The following is a 15,211-nucleotide window of genomic DNA, read 5'->3' as shown; positions in this document are numbered from 1 at the left end:
CTTCTTGCGCAGGCGGAGCGACTTCGGGGTGATCTCGAGGAGCTCGTCCTCGCGGACCCACTCCAGGGACTGCTCGAGGTTCATGGTGCGGGGCGGGGTCAGGCGCACGCCCTCGTCCGAGGTGGACGCGCGCATGTTCGTCAGCTTCTTTTCCTTGGTGATGTTGACGTCGAGATCAGTATCCCGGTTGTGCTCGCCGACGATCTGTCCCTCGTAGACCATTTCGCCCGGCCCCACGAAGAGCTCGCCGCGCGGCTGGAGGTGATCGATGGCGTACGACGTGGTCCTGCCGGTGCGGTCGGAGACGAGCGCGCCATTGGCCCGGTGCGGGATATCGCCCTGCCACTCGGCATAGCCGTCGAACAGATGGTTGAGGAGGCCGGTGCCGCGGGTGTCGGTCAAGAACTCCGAGCGGTAGCCGATGAGGCCGCGGGAGGGGATGCGGTACTCGAGGCGGACGCGGCCCGTGCCGTGATTGACCATCTTGGTCATCCCGCCCTTGCGGGGGCCGAGCTTCTGGGTCACCGCGCCGATGAACTCCTCGGGGATGTCCACGACCAGGTGCTCCATGGGCTCGAGGGTCTGGCCGCGCTCCTCCTTGGTGATGATCTCGGGCTTGCTCACTTCCAGCTCGAAGCCCTCGCGCCGCATCATCTCGATGAGGATGGCGAGCTGGAGCTCGCCTCGGCCGGACACGCGGAACGTATCAGGCGAGTCGGTCTCCTCGACGCGGATGGCGACATTGGTCCGCCGCTCCTTCCAGAGCCGATCGCGGAGCTGGGTAGAGGTGACGAACCGGCCTTCCTTGCCCGAGAAGGGCGAGATGTTCGAGGAGAAGAGCATGGACACCGTGGGCTCGTCGATGTGCATGACGGGGAGAGCCACGGGCTTCTCGGCATCGGCGAGGGTCTCGCCGATCTCGACATTGTCCGTGCCGGCCACGGCCACCAGATCGCCCGCCGTCGCCTCGGAGATCTCGACCCGCTTGAGTCCCTCGTAGCCGTAGAGCACGGTGATCTTGGCCGGCTCTGTCGAGCCGTCTCGGTGCACCACGGCCACCCGGTCGTACTGGCGGACCGTGCCGTTGACGATGCGGCCGATCACGAGCCGGCCGACATAGTCGTCCCAGTCCAGCGAGGTGGCCCGGAACTGGAGCCCCATCTCGGGATCGAAGCGGGGGGGCGGGATCGTCTTGACCAGCGTGTCGAAGAGGGGGGCCAGCGTCTTCGAGTCGTCGTCGAGAGAGAGCTTGGCGATGCCCTTGCGGGCGTCGGTGTAGAGGACAGGGAAATCCAGCTGGTCCTCCGCCGCCTCGAGATCGATGAAGAGGTCGTAGACCTCGTCGAGCACCTGGGGGGCTCGGGCGTCCTGGCGGTCGATCTTGTTGATCACGACCACGGGGGTGAGCCCGGCCTCGAGCGCTTTCTTGAGCACGAAGCGCGTCTGGGGCAGGGGGCCTTCTGCCGCGTCCACGAGCAGGAGCACGCCGTCCACGAGCGTGAGCGTCCGCTCCACCTCGCCGCCGAAATCGGCGTGGCCGGGGGTGTCCACGATGTTGATCTTCACGTCCTTGTAATGAATGGACGTGTTCTTGGCCATGATGGTGATGCCCTTCTCGCGCTCGAGGTCGATGGAATCCATGACGCGCTCGACCACATGCTCATTGGCCCGAAAGATGCCGGATTGCCAGAGCATGGCGTCGACCAGCGTGGTTTTCCCGTGGTCGACGTGCGCGATGATGGCGACGTTGCGGATGTCGTGACGCTCTTGCATGCTTTCACTGTAGCACGGATTTTTCGAATGCCGCAGCGCGTTGACCTTGCCCGGAGCTTCACGCCGGGGCATAATGACGCTCTATCCCCGCTCGAGGAGGCGTGCACCCGTGAGAATCCGACAGCTGATGCTGGCTTCACTCATCGTCGCGCTCGCGGCGCCTACGGGCGCCTGGGCCCAGGGCCCCAAAACCGCACAGACCGAGAAAGGATCCTCGCGCGTGAATCAGACGGCCGAGATCACCATGGAAAAGGGCGGCGTGATCAAGATCGAGTTCTTCCCCGCGGACGCGCCCAAGACGGTGGAGAACTTCGTCACGCTGGCCAAGAAGGGCTTCTATGACGGGTTGACCTTCCACCGCGTCGAGCCGAACTTCGTGGTCCAGGGGGGCGACCCCAAGGGGGACGGCACCGGAGGCCCCGGCTACAAGGTCAAGGCCGAGTTCAACAAGCAGCAGCACGTGCGCGGCGTGCTCGCCATGGCCCGGAGCCAGGATCCCGATTCCGCGGGCAGCCAGTTCTACATCACCCTGGCCCCCGCGCACTTCCTGGACGGCAAGTACACGGTGTTCGGCAAGGTCGTCTCCGGCATGAACATCGTCGATGGCATCAAGAAGGGTGACAAGATGAAGACGGTCAAGATCATCGACGCCCCATAGCCATGGCCTGGTCAGTTCTGATCAAGGGCGGAACCGTCGTCGACGGCAGCGGCGCTCCGGGCGTCGCGGCCGACGTGGCGCTCGAGGCCGACACGATAGCCGCCGTCGGTCCCGCTCTGGCGGGCCAGGCGCAGCGGACCATCGACGCCAAGGGCCTGATGGTCGCCCCGGGCTTCATCGATATCCACTCGCACTCGGATCTCGTCTACCAGACATGTCCCGCCGCCGAATCCAAGGTGCGCCAGGGCGTGACCACCGAGGTGGTCGGCATGTGCGGCTTCTCGCCTGGCCCCATCGCGCCGGGCCGCGAGGACGAGATCCGCGACTGGATCGGCGGGATAGGCAGCAAGCCGCGCGTCACCTGGCATAGCTTCGGTGAGTATCTCGAGCACCTGCGCGGCCTCGGGACGTCGGTCAATGTCGTCCAGTTCGTGGGACACGGAGCTCTTCGCCTCGCCGCGATGGGCAGCGAGGATCGGCCGGCCACGCCGGACGAGCAGAAGAAGATGGAAGCGCTCCTGGCCGAGGCCCTCGATGCGGGCGCCTGGGGCTATTCGACGGGACTCGTCTACGCGCCCAGCGTGTACGGGTCGACGGAAGAGCTGATCGCGCTGGCCAAGAGCATGGCCCCGCGCGGCGGCCAGTACTTCTCCCACGTGCGGGGCGAGGCGGGGACGCTCGAGAAGGCCTACGAGGAAGCGATCCGCATCGGCGAGGAAGGCGGCGTCCCGCTGCAGATCGCGCACGTCAAGGCCTCGGGCCGGGAGAACTGGGGAAAGATGGAGCGGGCGCTCCGGATGATCTCCGATGCGCGCGCCCGGGGGGTGGACGTCACGGGCGACGTGTATCCGTACCCCGCCGGCAGCACCAAGATGGACAATCTCCTTCCCCCCTGGATGCACAGCGGGGGCACCGCCAAGCTGCTCGAGCGGCTGGCCGATCCGGCGGCGCGCCGGCGCGCCGTCGCCGATTGTCTGATCAGCGGCGAGCGCTGGCGCACGGGCTCGGGCTCCTATGGCTGGGACGAAGTCATGGTCGCCACCTGCTCCAAGCCGGAGCTCGCGGGCAAGAACCTGGCCGAGCTCGCGCGCCTCACGGGTCGCGAGCCCGCCCAGGCCATGATGGACCTCGTCCTCTCGGAGGGCGCCGGCGTCAGCATGATCGGCTTCTCCCAGAGCGAGGAAAACGTCGCCATCGCCAGCGCCGATCCCCACACCATGATCGGCTCCGACTCGCTGTCGCTCCACGCCGGGCCGGGGCCGCATCCGGGCAAGCCGCACCCGCGGAGCTACGGGACCTTCCCACGCGTCCTCGGCGTCTATTGCCGGGAGAAGCGGCTCTTCTCCTTCGAGCAGGCCGTGCACAAGATGACGGGCATGGCGGCGGCCAAGCTTCAGCTCAAGAACCGCGGGCTCGTCAAGACGGGACATGCCGCCGATCTCGCGCTCTTCGATCCCAAGACGGTGCGCGACGAGGCGACCTTCCCCGATCCGCACCGGCATCCCGTCGGCATTCCCTACGTGATCGTCAACGGGCAGGTGGTGGTGGACGGTCCGCGCTATCACGCCGTCCCCGCCGGGCGCGTGCTCACGCGATAGAGGCAGTGCATGCGTCGGCTCTTGCTGGTCCTGACCATGCTGGCGCTGCCCGGAGCGGCGTGGGCCCAGTCCTCCAGCGTCATCCTGGCCACGACCACCAGTACGCAGGACTCGGGACTGCTCGACGTGCTCGTGCCCATGTTCGAGAAGAAGACGGGCTTGACCGTCAAGACGATCTCGGTCGGGACCGGTCAAGCGCTGGCCCTCGCCGCCCGGGGCGAGGCCGATGTCACGCTCGCCCACGCGCCCTCGGTCGAGAGGAAGTACGTCGAGGAGGGAAAGCTCCTCAACCGGCGCCTCGTCATGTACAACGACTTCGTCATCATCGGGCCCGCGAACGATCCCGCCCGGATCAAGGGGCTGGCGAGCGCCGTGGAGGCCATGAAGCGAATCTCCGCGAGCCGCTCGCGGTTCGTCTCGCGCGGAGACAAGTCCGGCACGCATGCCCTCGAGCTCGATCTCTGGAAACAGGCGGGCCTCGCGCCCGGCAGTGCACCCGAGGCCCCCTGGTATATCGAGTCGGGGCAGGGCATGGGTCAGACCCTCGGCATCGCGGATGACCGGCGGGCCTATACGCTCGCGGACCGCGGGACCTGGCTCGCCTTCCAGAAGCGCGTGAGCCTGCCCGTGCTCGTCGAGAAGGACAAGCCGCTTCTCAACCTCTACTCGGTGATGGAGGTCAATCCCGCCAATGGCCCGCGCGTGAATGGCGCGGGCGGGAAAGCCTTCGCCGACTTCATGCTCGCCCCCGAAACCCAAGCCGTCATCAAGACCTTCGGCGCGGACAGGTACGGCCAGCCCCTCTTCGTGCCGGTCGCCGGCAAGACGGACGCCGATTTCCGCTAGCCGGCCATGGAGCTGCCATGGAGCTGATAGGCCAGGGCCTCCTCCAGGCGCTCACGCTCCTCGCGGGCGGCGACAGCCAGGTGTGGCAGATCACGTGGCTGTCGCTTCGCGTCTCCGCGACGGCCACCCTGCTCTCGCTCGTGCTGGGCGTCCCCGTGGGCACCGTGCTGGCCCTCACGCGCTTTCCGGGGCGCGGTTTCGTGGTGAGCGTGATCAATACCGGCATGGGGCTGCCGCCCGTGGTGGTGGGTCTCTTCGTGACCATCGTCCTCTGGCGCAACGGCGTGCTGGGCGGGCTGGAGCTGCTCTACACGCCCACGGCCATGATCCTGGCCCAGCTCATCATCGCCGCGCCCATCGTCACGGGGCTCACCCTGGCCGCCATCCAGCAGGTGCCCGAGCGGTTCCGCCTGCAGCTCCTCGCTCTGGGCGCCTCCCGGGCCCAGCTCGTGTGGACCTTATTAAAGGAGGCGCGGCTGCCCATGCTGGCCGCCGTCATGGCCGGCTTCGGCGCTGTCATCTCGGAAGTGGGCGCCTCGCTCATGGTGGGCGGCAATATCAGGGGCTCGACGCGCGTGCTCACCACGGCCACCGTGCTCGAGACGGGCAAGGGCAACTTCGACACGGCCATCGCCCTCTCGCTGATCCTCCTGCTCCTGATGTTTCTCGTGAACTGGGCGCTGACCTGGATACAGCAGGGGCGCCGCGCCTGAGTCCCTCCGCTATACTGGAGGTCTCATGCGCATGAGACGAATCAGCCTCCTCGTCATTGCGTTGGTCCTGGCCGGCGGGCCTGGCGTGCTGGCTCAGCCGGCCTCGCCCGCCATCACCATCTATGCTGCCTCAGACCTTGACATGGCCTTTCGCGAGATCAAGCCGCTCTTCGAGAAGGCCACAGGCGCGCGCGTGACCCTGGTCATGGGCTCGACGGGCAACCTGGCCAAGCAGATCGAGCACGGCGCCCCCGCAGACGTCTTCTTCGCCGCCAACGAGAGCTTCATCGACGACCTGCAGGCGGCCGGCGCCGTCATTCCCCCCACGCGAGCGCTCTATGCCCAGGGCCGCATCGTCCTGGCCACGCCCACGAAGTCCGCACTTGCTGCCCGCGAGCTCACGGATCTGCTCAAGCCCGAGGTGCGGCGCGTAGCCATCGCCAACCCGGCCCATGCCCCCTATGGCCGGGCCGCCCAGGAGGCCCTCGAGAGCGTGGGCGTGTGGGAGCGCGTGAAGCCCAAGCTCGTCTACGGCGAGAATATTCGCCACGCGCTCCAGTTCATCGAGACGGGCGCGGTGGAGGCGGGCATCGTGGCGCTGTCCGTGGCCGGCGTTCCCGATGTGCGTTACTTGCCCATCGATCCGAAGCTCCACAAGCCGCTCAACCAGATAGCGGCGGTGGTCAAGCGGAGCCCGCGCCCGGAGCTCGGCCTGGCCTTCATCCAGTTCCTCAATGGGCCCGAGGGCCGGCCCATCATGAAGCGCTACGGCTTCCTCTTGCCCGGAGAGTTCTAGGTCGGAATGGACCTCTTTCCGCTCTGGCTCTCCCTCAAGGTGTCGGTGGTCGCCACGATTCTGACCCTGGCCACCGGCTTGCCCATCGCGTGGGTGCTGGCGCGCAAGCGATTCGCGGGCCGCGATGCGGCCGAGGCCCTGGTGGTCTTGCCGCTCGTCCTGCCCCCGACCGTTCTCGGCTACTACCTTCTCGTCCTGATCGGCCGTCAGGGCGCCATCGGGCGCGTGCTCGATGCCGCCGGGATCGAGCTGGCCTTCACGTGGCGGGCGGCCGTGCTGGCGGCCTGGGTGGGCTCGAGCGCGCTCTTCATCAAGGCGGCCCAGGCGGGCTTCGAGGCCGTGGATCGTCGGCTCGAGCAGGCCGCGCGCACGCTGGGGCGCTCCGAGTGGAGCGTCTTCTGGTCCATCACGCTGCCTCTCGCGTCGCGTGCCGTGATGGCCGGCACCGTCCTGGCATTCTGTCGAGCCCTGGGCGACTTCGGCATCACGCTCATGGTCGCGGGCAGCATTCCCGGGCTGACCCAGACCACACCGCTCGCCATCTATGACCTCGTCCAGTCCAACCGCATGGCCGAGGCCAATACCCTCTCGCTCATCGCCGTGGCCACCGTGGCGCTGCTCCTGATGGGGCTCGGGCGCCTCGCGCGCCTGAGGTTCTGAGGTGGCCCTCTCTCTCGAGGTCCGAAAATCTCTGCCGGGCTTCACGCTTGATGTGAGCTGGGTGGCGGGGGACGAGGTCGTCACCCTCTTTGGCCCCTCGGGGGCGGGCAAGACGCTGACGCTGCAATGCCTGGCCGGGCTCATCCGGCCCGACAGCGGACGCATCGTCGTCAACGGCACGGTCTTCTTCGACGGCGAGCGCGGCATAGATGTCCCGACGCAAGAGCGCCGGCTCGGCTATGTCTTCCAGGGCTATGCCCTCTTCCCGCATCTCTCGGTCCGCGACAATGTCGCCTACGGGCTTCGCCACCTGAGCGGATCGGCACGCCGTCGTCGCACGCGGGAAGTGCTGGAGCGCCTCGGCCTGGCCGATCTGGCCTCGCGACGACCGCGGGAGCTCTCGGGCGGCCAGCAGCAGCGGGTGGCTCTCGGGCGCGCCCTCGCACCGGATCCTGCGCTGCTTCTCCTCGACGAGCCGCTGTCGGCCCTCGACCTGCCCCTGCGCCAGGCGCTCAGAGATGACCTCCGCGCCGTGCTCACGGAGTGGCGCATGGCCGCCGTGCTCGTCACCCACGACTTCACCGAAGCGTACCGGCTGGGTGACCGCATCGTGGTGTACGAGGACGGTCGCGTCATCCAGGCCGCGCCGCGCGCCGAGCTCTTGTGGCAGCCGGCCTCGGAGAGCGTGGCGCGCATCGTGGGCATCCGCAACGTGCTCCACGGCACCGTGCTCAAGGCCACGGCCGACCGCATCCAGTTTCGCTGGCGCGACCAGCTGCTGGAGGCGGTCAATTCGCCCACGCGCTCCTACCTGCCCGCGCCGGAGAGCCCGCTCGCCTTCTTCATACGGCCGGAGTACGTGCGCCTGATTCGCAAGGACCGGGTCACCCCTGACCCGGGTCACCACATGAATCTCATGTCCGGTCACATCGTCGGGGAGGCCGATTTCGGCACGACCTGGACGCTCTACTTCAAGCTCGACGTCCCGGGACGGCCCGCCCAGGGCGACCATGACCTCGAGATCGAGGTGCCACGTCTCGTCTACGAGATTCTCGACATCAATCGAGACCGCCGCTGGCAGCTCAGCATCCACCGCGGCTCCATCCACGTCCTGCCCTCGGCATGAATCCTGTCGTCGAGCTTGCCGGGATCCGCGTCGAGCGTGGAGGCCGCGTGGTGCTCGACGTGCCCGCCCTCACCGTGCTGACGGGCGAGGTGCTGAGCGTGATCGGCCCCAATGGCGCCGGCAAGTCGAGCCTGCTCCGCGTCATGGGCGCCCTCGAGGCGCCGGCGGCGGGGACGGTACGCTTTCAGGGCTTGCCGGTGACGGCGGCGCAGGGGCTCGCGGTCAGACGGCGCATGGCCAGCGTCTTCCAGGAGCCATTGCTCGCCGACGCGACCGTCTTCGACAATGTCGCGATGGGTCTGCGCTTTCGCGGCGCGGACCGCGAGCGCATCGCGGCACAAGTCGCGCGCTGGCTGACGCGCTTCGAGATCGCCGCCCTGGCCACGCGCCAGGCGCGGACGCTCTCGGGCGGAGAGGCGCAGCGGGCGGCCCTGGCGCGGGCCCTCGTGGTCGAGCCCGAGCTCCTGCTGCTCGACGAGCCGTTCTCGGCCCTCGACGCGCCCACGCGGGAAAGCTTGATCGATGACCTGGGACGCGTGCTCCGCGCCGAGCGCATCACCACCGTCCTGGTGACTCATGATCACGAAGAGGCCATGGTCCTGGCCGATCGGGTCGGCGTGCTCTTCGAGGGCCGCCTCGTCCAGCTCGACAGCACCTCGCGCGTCTTCCGCGCGCCCGGGTCAGAGGCGGTCGCGCGCTTCGTGGGCATCGAGACCGTGGTGGGCTGCCGGATTCTCTCGTCGCGAGATGGGGTGTCCACCGTCGAGGTGGGAGGGCAGGTCATGGAGGTGAGGCAGGAGGTCGAGCCGCCCGTCGAGCCGGGCGAGGAGGCGCGTCTCTGCCTTCGCGCCGAGGATGTCACGCTCAAGACGGGCACGCCTCCGCCCGGGGCCTCGCTGCCGCCCAATCGACTCAAGGGCGCGGTGGCCCGCCTCTATCCCGTGGGGCTCCATGTGCGTGTCGCCGTTGACTGTGGCTTTCCTCTCACGGCGCTCGTGACGCACCGTGCCGTGGAGGAATTGGGCCTGGGCGAAGGGGTCGAGGTGACCGTGCAGTTCAAGGCCACCGCCCCTCATCTTTTGCTTCGCCGCAACCCTTGACAGCGAAAACGCTCGGAGAGTATAAACGGAGCACTACGGCCGCAACCTCACCGCACAGGAGGTCCCAATGGCCGATCTGGAACCGCTGATCGAGCGTCTCGTCGTCGAGAACCCCGAGTTTCGCAAGCTCCAGGAAGACCACGCAAAGTACAAGCAGGAGCTGGCCGACCTCAATAGCCGCGGGTTCCTCACGGCAGACCAGCAATGGCGCGTCAGCGAGCTCAAGAAGCTCAAGCTCATGGGCAAGGATCGGATGGAGTCCATCATCCGACACGCGCGCGACGCGGCGCACGCCTGACCCGGAGCGGCTGAGCCAGCTTCTCCATGTCGCCGTCCCGGGAGGCGCCGGGCTTTCGCGGCCTCTCCCACTTGAGCCCGTCTGGCGAGGCTCGGATGGTCGACGTATCACCCAAGTCGGAGACCGCCCGCGAGGCGGTCGCCCGCGTGGTGCTAAAGATGCGGCCGGCCACCCTCGCGGCCATCCGCGCGGGCGGCCTCGCCAAGGGCGATGTCTTGGGCGTGGCGCGCACGGCCGGCATCATGGCGGCCAAGCGCACCCCTGATCTGATTCCCCTCTGCCATCCCCTCCGCATCACCGGCGTCACCGTCAGCTTCACCCCTGACGACAAGCGCTCCATCCTGACCATCGAGACCCGTGTGCGCACGGTGGACAAGACGGGCGTCGAGATGGAGGCGCTCACGGCCGCCGCGGTGGCCGGCCTCACCGTCTACGACATGGTCAAGGCCATCGATCGGGGCGTGGTGATGACGGGTCTCTGCCTCGTCGAGAAATCGGGCGGCAAGTCCGGGGTGTGGCGGCGGAAGAAGGCATGAAGACCGCGCTCATCCATTCAGAGGAGTGGCGGCGCTTCGACTACGGGCCGGAGCATCCGCTGCGCATGGAGCGGCTGGGCCTGACCTGGCGGCTCATGGAGGCCTATGGCCTCACGGCGGGCCCCAAGCTCAAAGTTCTGACGCCGGAGCCGGCCTCCGTGGAGGCGATCACGAGCTTCCATACGCCGGAGTACGTGGAGGTTCTCCGGGCCGTGAGCGGCGGAGAATGGGTGCCGCAGGCCGCCCGCTTTGGGCTCGGGGCCGGTGACAACCCGATCTTTCCCGGCCTCTGGGAGGCGGCGCAGCTCACGGCGGGGGGCTCGCTCCTGGCCGCTCGGCTCGTGCTGGACGGCGAAGCGACGCGGGCCTTCCACTTCGCGGGCGGGCTGCATCACGCGATGCCGGAGCGCGCCTCGGGCTTCTGCTACGTCAACGATGCGGTGCTCGCCATCCAGGCCCTGCGGCGCAAGAACTGGAAGATCGCCTATGTCGACATCGATGCCCATCACGGCGATGGCGTGCAGTTCGCCTTCTATGGCGACCCGAACGTGCTGACGTTTTCCAGCCACGAGCGCGGCGACCGGCTTTTCCCGGGCACGGGCTTCGTCGAGGAGATCGGCGAGGGCGAGGGGCTCGGCTACTCCGTCAATCTGCCCCTGCAGCCCTACACGGACGACGCGGTGTATGTGCCCGCCTTCGAAGCCGTGGTGCCGCCGCTCTTGCGGGCCTTCGCCCCCGACGCCCTCGTGCTCCAGCTCGGCATAGACTCCCACCGCACCGATCCGCTCACCCACCTCGCGTGGACGGTGCAGGGGTTCACCAAGATCGTGGCGCGGCTGCTCGAGTTTGCCCCGCGCGTGGTGGCCCTGGGCGGCGGCGGCTATGATCTACCGAACGTCGCGCGCGCGTGGACGGCCGCCTGGGCCGCCATGAACGGCGTGGAGCTGTCGGCCGAGATTCCGCGACCCTGCCACAAAGACCTCGCTCGGCATGGCCTCAAGCAGATGCGCCTGTGGGACGAGCCGATGGACCTGCCCCCCGACACGCGGCACTGGGCCGAGGAGTTCGCCATGCGACAGGTCCAGATGATCCGCGAGCACATCTTTCCCCTTCACGGGCTCTAGCTCCGGCGGATCGTGCATGGCTTCCCGGCGACATGACCCCGAGATCACGGTGGCGGTGGACGGCGCGGCCTGGACGCGCGTGGCGAGCCTGAAGCGCGTCGGTCCCGAGGATCGGGTCTACACGGTCTCGACCGAGGACGACGGGACGACAGAGGTGCGGTTCGGTGACGGCTCGCGCGGGCTGCGTCCGCCCGCCGGCTCCACGCTGACCGTGACCTACAAGACGGGCGGCGGCGCCACCGGCAATGTCAGCCGGGTCGTGGAGGACGCGAGGCTGGAGCCGCGGTTCTGGCTCATCGAGCAGGACGGTTCGGGCGCCGTCGGCTGGGAGACGCTCGACCGGTCGCGGCGGCGAAAGCTATACAGAAGCGCGGCCACCATCCTGGGCATGCTGCTGGCGGCCGCGTCCATGCTGACCCGCCGCGACCGCACTACGCGCTAAACTTCGACGCCCACCTCCGTCACGCTGTTAGATGGGCTCCACTGCATCTCAGGCGTCTGTGCGAAGCCTAACTAGCATTGGGCAGCCGTCCGCTCACTCGATCACCTTGTCCGCCCGCAGCAGGAGCGATGGCGGGATCGTCAGGCTGAGGGCTTTCGCGGTCTTCAGATTGATGACGAGCTCGAATTTCGTCGGCTGCTCAATGGGAAGGTCGCCCGGCTTGGCACCCTTGAGAATCTTGTCGGCATAGCTAGCGAGCCGCGCATGCGCGTCGCGCTGACTCGCTCCATAGCTCATCAACCCTCCCGCCTCGGCATACTCGCTCCAGCCAAACATCGCCGGCAGTCGCTGGGCAATGGCGTAGTTCGCAAGCTTGGCGCGGTTCGCCATCGTCGCACCTTCAGGGAAGACGACCATCGCGTCCGGCTGTGCCCGTCGAACGGTCTCAAGCGCCTTGTCGAGCTCTGGGCTTGCTCCGAACGGGGACTGCGAGAACGCAACATAGATGAGGTTGATCCGGAGCATCTGAGCAGCAGCCTCGGTGGCGTGGAGCTCGGACTTCTCCCCGGGATGGTCGGTATTTGACAACGCGACAAGCGAGCGTAGGTGAGGAACGGCTTGCTTGAGCAGTTCCACTCGCTTGCCCGCAATTTCGAGCGAAAGGAAGGTGCTGCCGGTGAGGTTGCCACCGGGCCGCGAGAAGCTCTTGGCAAGGCCTGCCTCGATCGGATCACCGCTTATGACGAAGACGATTGGAATGTCCTTGATCGCCCGTGCCGCCCGGACCGCCGTGAGACTGGCGACGATCACGATGACGTTTGCCTGTGCCAACTCCGCCGCTCCTGCGCGCAGGGCCTCCAAGTCTCCGTGAGCGTGTCGAATCTGGAGGACGACGTTCTGACCCTCGACGTAGCCCAGCTTGCGCAGACCTTCGCGAAATCCGTCAAGGAATGGATCGGGCTCCGATCCCGCAGACAGCCAGCCGATGCGAGGCGGCATCGGTGTCTTCTGCGCGTACGTAGGCGACGGTAGCAGTGCCGTTAGGAGGCCGATGAGCACCGCGCGTCGGCCCACAAACTGTTCGCCCGCGATCAGAGGCGTCGAATCGGCGCTGCCGGATCCTGTGAAAGATCTAGTGCGTGTTACGGTCGTCATCAGTCGATCACCTGATCCGCCCACGGCAGCAGCGACGTCGGGATTGCGAGGCCGCGCGAGCGCTGCGTGCTCTCAGCTAGAACAGGAAGACGCCCTTTCCTGTTGTCTGCGTGTCGAAGAGTCGATAGGCCTGGTCGGCCTCCTCCAGCTTGAAGCGGTGCGTGAAGATCTTCTTCAGCGGGATCTTCCGGTCCACGATGAAGCGCGCGCACTCGGCCTGGCCCATGGCGCTGAAGGTCCACGAGGCGTGGATGGTCAGCTGGCGCCGTAGCATGTGCTGGCTGATGTCGAAGGTGGTGGTGCCGCCTTCACCCACGAAGCAGACCCGCCCCCATGTCCCCGCGCTCCGGACCGCGGCCACGCGCGCCTCGGCCACACCGGTGCAGTCCATGGTGCACTCGGCGCCTTCGCCGTGAGTCAGCTCGTGGATGGTCTTGACGGGGTCGGCCTCCTTCGAGTTCACGACCTCGTCCGCGCCGAACTCCTTGGCCAGCTTGAGGCGCTCGGGCGAGACGTCGACGGCGATCACCCGCGCGCCCATGGCCCGGCCGAGCAGCGTGGCGGACAGTCCCACGGGTCCCTGACCGAAGACGGCGAGGGTGTCGCGCCCCGAGACGTCGATGCGCTTGAGGGCGCCATAGGCCGTGCCCGTGCCGCAGGAAATGGCTGCGCCCTCCTCGAAGGAGAGCTCATCGGCCAGAGGCACCAGGGTGAAGGCCGGCACCTTCATGAACGGGGCGTGCCCGCCATGCCCGGTCATGCCGTATACCGTGATCCCGGCGCGGCAGAGCTGGGACCAGCCGACGCGACAGTGCTTGCAGCGCCCGCAGCCCTTGTAGTGGTGGTTCATCACGCGGCTGCCCACAGGCGCGAAATCCGCGGCCACGCCGGGCCCGAGGGCCGCTACCACGCCGCAGGGCTCATGCCCGCCGATGACGGGGCCGCCGGTCCCGAGCCCCAGCGCGGCCGCGGCATTGCCCGCGGCGCGATAGGGATGGAGATCGCTGCCGCACATTCCCGACGCTTTGATGGCGATGACGGCCTCTCCCGGTCCGGGCGTGGGATCGGGAAATTCCTTGAGCTCGAGCTTCCGCTCTCCGAGAAAAACAACGCCGCGCATGAGTGGGGGCCCTCCTTTGAATGTCCGATGAGCCGCTAGGGGCCGTAGCCTACCATCTCGAGATAGCCACGGCCAGACACCGTCCGACCTCGCTCGGCACCGGACACCGTGACGGCGCCCTCCCAGTAGCGCGTGCCCACGTCGAGCTCCTGATCGGCCAGGATCGGCGTCACCTCGAGCTCGAGGGTGAGCTCGGGCATGCGGAGCCGCCAGCGCGCGGGATAGCGGGCGCCGCTCCGCGGGCTTGTCCACGCGCCCACGGGCTCGAGCCTTACCTCGTCGAGGCTCAAGGCCCGCGCGCCGCCGGCGGAGTCCACGATCGTTCCCGCGCTGAAGCGATCCGCCTCGCCATCCTTCCGGCGCAGCCGGTAGAACATGAGGTCGCGGCCGTCCGCCAGCTGTAGCGCGATCCAGTCCCAGCCCGCGAGCTCGGCGCCCAGCGCGCTCGTGCTCCATTCGCGGTCCATCCAGGCCAGGCCGGTCACCTCGAAGCGCTGGCCGCCCACCGTGACCGCGCCGCGGGCGGGCATGCGCGTCAGCGAGTAGTAGTAGGACGCATTGCCCCGCTCCGGGCCCTTGCGGCTCAGACCGCGGTCACCCTGAAGCACCACGGGCTTGCCGCCGTCGAGGGTGAGGTCGATGGCGGTGTCGCCCTCCGTCGCGCGCAGCCGCACGGGCAGGCCCGTCGCGCCTTCGCCTCGCGCTTCCCAGTCGTCGAGCCAGACGCGGAATGGCTCGGACTGGGCGCCCGCCATTCCCAGGGCGAAGCGCTCAGTGCGACCCCAGGCCCGGAAGCGGCCGCCCGCTACATCCGTCACCGCGAAATGGGCGAGATAGACCTGGTTGGTTCTCCATGCCGAGCCCCGCGCCGGGGCTTCCGCCGTGAGCGCCGTCCTGAAGAAGGTGAGCTGGAAGCCGAAGCGACGCCCATCGGGCGTGGCGAGATTGCCCGTCCAGTACCACCACTCGGTGCGGAACGCGGGATGTGGCCCGTGGTCACGCGGGAAGGTGAAAGGCCGGGGCGCCTCGGCGAGCGCGAAGCCGGTGAGATCGCCCGAGGAGAGCGCCTCCGCGACGGTGAGATGGGCCGCGATGGGCGTGCGGCGCTCGCCTCTCACGGCGACTATGCCCCCCAGCGCGAGCGCGATGAGCAGCGTCGAGAGCACGAGCGCGCGCCTACTCATCGCGCAATGCCTCGGCGGCCTGGGCCCGGGCCATGCGGCGCGCCGGATAGAGGCCGGCCAGGAGCGCCGCGCCCACGGCCAG

16 protein-coding genes are annotated in these 15,211 nt (G+C 68.1%); 12 read left to right on the top strand and 4 right to left on the bottom strand.

Going from position 1 to position 15,211, the window contains the following annotated elements:
* Nucleotides 1-1,773, bottom strand: a 1,773-nt coding sequence (gene typA / locus VGT00_09460; protein ID HEV8531632.1) for a translational GTPase TypA, incomplete at its 3' end; no start/stop codon positions are given.
* 244 nt (nt 1,774-2,017) lie between these two features.
* Here typA and VGT00_09455 point away from each other — a divergent pair.
* The 12 genes from VGT00_09455 (at nt 2,018) to VGT00_09400 (ending at nt 11,670) form a co-directional block, all read left to right on the top strand.
* Nucleotides 2,018-2,431: a peptidylprolyl isomerase gene (locus tag VGT00_09455; protein HEV8531631.1), complete on the top strand. Its 414-nt coding sequence runs from the start codon at nt 2,018-2,020 to the stop codon at nt 2,429-2,431.
* A gap of 2 nt (nt 2,432-2,433) precedes the next feature.
* Nucleotides 2,434-4,029, top strand: a complete 1,596-nt coding sequence (locus VGT00_09450; GenBank protein HEV8531630.1) for a D-aminoacylase — start codon at nt 2,434-2,436, stop codon at nt 4,027-4,029.
* A gap of 9 nt (nt 4,030-4,038) precedes the next feature.
* On the top strand, nt 4,039-4,875 hold the full coding sequence (locus VGT00_09445; protein ID HEV8531629.1) for a substrate-binding domain-containing protein: 837 nt from the start codon (nt 4,039-4,041) through the stop codon (nt 4,873-4,875).
* A 17-nt stretch (nt 4,876-4,892) separates the two neighbouring features.
* Complete coding sequence (locus VGT00_09440) at nt 4,893-5,588, top strand: ABC transporter permease (protein ID HEV8531628.1); 696 nt, start codon at nt 4,893-4,895, stop codon at nt 5,586-5,588.
* Between the two features lie 31 nt (nt 5,589-5,619).
* Entirely contained in the window at nt 5,620-6,384 is a 765-nt protein-coding gene (gene modA / locus VGT00_09435) for a molybdate ABC transporter substrate-binding protein (protein HEV8531627.1), read from the top strand.
* Nucleotides 6,385-6,390: 6 nt separating this feature from the next.
* Nucleotides 6,391-7,044 carry a molybdate ABC transporter permease subunit gene (gene modB, locus VGT00_09430; protein HEV8531626.1) on the top strand — a complete coding sequence of 218 codons (654 nt, stop codon included), beginning with the start codon at nt 6,391-6,393 and terminating at the stop codon, nt 7,042-7,044.
* A 1-nt stretch (nt 7,045) separates the two neighbouring features.
* Nucleotides 7,046-8,170, top strand: coding sequence for an ATP-binding cassette domain-containing protein (locus VGT00_09425; protein HEV8531625.1), 1,125 nt, complete (start codon nt 7,046-7,048; stop codon nt 8,168-8,170).
* Nucleotides 8,167-9,270 (top strand): ABC transporter ATP-binding protein, encoded by a 1,104-nt coding sequence (locus tag VGT00_09420; protein HEV8531624.1) that lies wholly within the window; start codon nt 8,167-8,169, stop codon nt 9,268-9,270. Before VGT00_09425 ends, VGT00_09420 begins: the two co-directional genes overlap by 4 nt.
* 67 nt (nt 9,271-9,337) lie before the next feature.
* Nucleotides 9,338-9,568 (top strand): DUF465 domain-containing protein, encoded by a 231-nt coding sequence (locus VGT00_09415; GenBank protein HEV8531623.1) that lies wholly within the window; start codon nt 9,338-9,340, stop codon nt 9,566-9,568.
* Between the two features lie 26 nt (nt 9,569-9,594).
* Nucleotides 9,595-10,104: a cyclic pyranopterin monophosphate synthase MoaC gene (gene moaC / locus VGT00_09410; GenBank protein ID HEV8531622.1), complete on the top strand. Its 510-nt coding sequence runs from the start codon at nt 9,595-9,597 to the stop codon at nt 10,102-10,104.
* Nucleotides 10,101-11,228, top strand: a complete 1,128-nt coding sequence (locus tag VGT00_09405) for an acetoin utilization protein AcuC (protein HEV8531621.1) — start codon at nt 10,101-10,103, stop codon at nt 11,226-11,228. Before moaC ends, VGT00_09405 begins: the two co-directional genes overlap by 4 nt.
* Before the next feature lie 16 nt (nt 11,229-11,244).
* The gene (locus VGT00_09400) at nt 11,245-11,670 is read left to right on the top strand and encodes a hypothetical protein (GenBank protein ID HEV8531620.1); all 426 of its coding nucleotides are present in this window, start codon (nt 11,245-11,247) and stop codon (nt 11,668-11,670) included.
* A gap of 93 nt (nt 11,671-11,763) precedes the next feature.
* Here VGT00_09400 and VGT00_09395 read toward each other — a convergent pair whose 3' ends face one another.
* The 3 genes from VGT00_09395 to VGT00_09385 all read right to left on the bottom strand — a co-directional run bounded on the left by VGT00_09395 (nt 11,764) and on the right by VGT00_09385 (nt 15,129).
* Nucleotides 11,764-12,669, bottom strand: coding sequence for an ABC transporter substrate-binding protein (locus tag VGT00_09395; GenBank protein HEV8531619.1), 906 nt, complete (start codon nt 12,667-12,669; stop codon nt 11,764-11,766).
* 232 nt (nt 12,670-12,901) lie between these two features.
* On the bottom strand, nt 12,902-13,945 hold the full coding sequence (locus VGT00_09390; GenBank protein ID HEV8531618.1) for a zinc-binding dehydrogenase: 1,044 nt from the start codon (nt 13,943-13,945) through the stop codon (nt 12,902-12,904).
* A gap of 35 nt (nt 13,946-13,980) precedes the next feature.
* Nucleotides 13,981-15,129, bottom strand: coding sequence for a lipocalin-like domain-containing protein (locus tag VGT00_09385; GenBank protein HEV8531617.1), 1,149 nt, complete (start codon nt 15,127-15,129; stop codon nt 13,981-13,983).
* Between the last annotated feature and the right edge of the window lie 82 nt (nt 15,130-15,211).

It is taken from the genome of Candidatus Methylomirabilota bacterium (assembly GCA_036002485.1).
In the GTDB taxonomy this organism is placed as follows: domain Bacteria; phylum Methylomirabilota; class Methylomirabilia; order Rokubacteriales; family CSP1-6; genus AR37.
This window is presented reverse-complemented; position numbering and strand designations above follow the sequence as displayed.

What these genes read in the sequence shown, in the direction of transcription:
- VGT00_09455 (HEV8531631.1), top strand. Translation starts at nt 2,018, where the DNA reads ATGGAAAAGGGCGGCGTGATCAAGATCGAGTTCTTCCCCGCGGACGCG.
- VGT00_09450 (HEV8531630.1), top strand. Translation starts at nt 2,434, where the DNA reads ATGGCCTGGTCAGTTCTGATCAAGGGCGGAACCGTCGTCGACGGCAGC.
- VGT00_09445 (HEV8531629.1), top strand. Translation starts at nt 4,039, where the DNA reads ATGCGTCGGCTCTTGCTGGTCCTGACCATGCTGGCGCTGCCCGGAGCG.
- VGT00_09440 (HEV8531628.1), top strand. Translation starts at nt 4,893, where the DNA reads ATGGAGCTGATAGGCCAGGGCCTCCTCCAGGCGCTCACGCTCCTCGCG.
- modA (HEV8531627.1), top strand. Translation starts at nt 5,620, where the DNA reads ATGAGACGAATCAGCCTCCTCGTCATTGCGTTGGTCCTGGCCGGCGGG.
- modB (HEV8531626.1), top strand. Translation starts at nt 6,391, where the DNA reads ATGGACCTCTTTCCGCTCTGGCTCTCCCTCAAGGTGTCGGTGGTCGCC.
- VGT00_09420 (HEV8531624.1), top strand. Translation starts at nt 8,167, where the DNA reads ATGAATCCTGTCGTCGAGCTTGCCGGGATCCGCGTCGAGCGTGGAGGC.
- VGT00_09415 (HEV8531623.1), top strand. Translation starts at nt 9,338, where the DNA reads ATGGCCGATCTGGAACCGCTGATCGAGCGTCTCGTCGTCGAGAACCCC.
- moaC (HEV8531622.1), top strand. Translation starts at nt 9,595, where the DNA reads ATGTCGCCGTCCCGGGAGGCGCCGGGCTTTCGCGGCCTCTCCCACTTG.
- VGT00_09405 (HEV8531621.1), top strand. Translation starts at nt 10,101, where the DNA reads ATGAAGACCGCGCTCATCCATTCAGAGGAGTGGCGGCGCTTCGACTAC.
- VGT00_09400 (HEV8531620.1), top strand. Translation starts at nt 11,245, where the DNA reads ATGGCTTCCCGGCGACATGACCCCGAGATCACGGTGGCGGTGGACGGC.
- VGT00_09395 (HEV8531619.1), bottom strand. Translation starts at nt 12,669, where the DNA reads ATGCCGCCTCGCATCGGCTGGCTGTCTGCGGGATCGGAGCCCGATCCA.
- VGT00_09390 (HEV8531618.1), bottom strand. Translation starts at nt 13,945, where the DNA reads ATGCGCGGCGTTGTTTTTCTCGGAGAGCGGAAGCTCGAGCTCAAGGAA.
- VGT00_09385 (HEV8531617.1), bottom strand. Translation starts at nt 15,129, where the DNA reads ATGAGTAGGCGCGCGCTCGTGCTCTCGACGCTGCTCATCGCGCTCGCG.